This is a genomic window from Haladaptatus marinus (assembly GCF_051194195.1).
This window is the reverse complement of record NZ_JBLZNK010000019.1, coordinates 1-605: the sequence shown is the minus strand read 5'-3', so window position 1 is coordinate 605 and position 605 is coordinate 1. Positions and strand designations below refer to the sequence as shown.

At 56.4% G+C, this 605-nt stretch carries 1 tRNA gene and 1 rRNA gene; both read left to right on the top strand.

Features of this window, described 5'->3' with window-relative positions:
- A 16S ribosomal RNA gene (locus tag ACN2TU_RS26910) occupies positions 1–202 on the top strand; the annotation flags it as partial.
- Between the two features lie 122 nt (positions 203–324).
- Positions 325–396, top strand: a tRNA-Ala gene (locus ACN2TU_RS26905).
- The last annotated feature ends 209 nt before the right edge of the window (positions 397–605 follow it).

Here is a 605-nt window from a genome sequence, read left to right as displayed (position 1 = left end):
CCCTCATGAAGCTGGATTCGGTAGTAATCGCGCTTCAGAAGAGCGCGGTGAATACGTCCCTGCTCCTTGCACACACCGCCCGTCAAAGCACCCGAGTGAGGTCCGGATGAGGCCACCATACGGTGGTCGAATCTGGGCTTCGCAAGGGGGCTTAAGTCGTAACAAGGTAGCCGTAGGGGAATCTGCGGCTGGATCACCTCCTAACGAACGAGACCAGGCCGATGGCCTGGCTCACATTAGGGTTTTCGTCGACCTCGGCCACGTTTCTGGCCGGGCACCTTTGAACTACCAGGGTTAACCAAATCCCTCGCCATCCGGCGAGGTGGGCCCATAGCTCAGTGGTAGAGTGCCTCCTTTGCAAGGAGGATGCCCAGGGTTCGAATCCCTGTGGGTCCATTACACGGATTGGTTCGAATCGTGCCCCTTAAGTATAAGGGGGCGAAAGGAACCAATCCCTACAACCGATGCACCAACCCGTGAAAACGTGGTTGGGAAGGGTTCGACGCACGCACTCAGCGACCACTGTGTCGTGCAATGACAACCGTATGTACGTGCAATCCAGGCGTCCACTGGACTCACATTACGTGAGTTATTACAGTGAATCC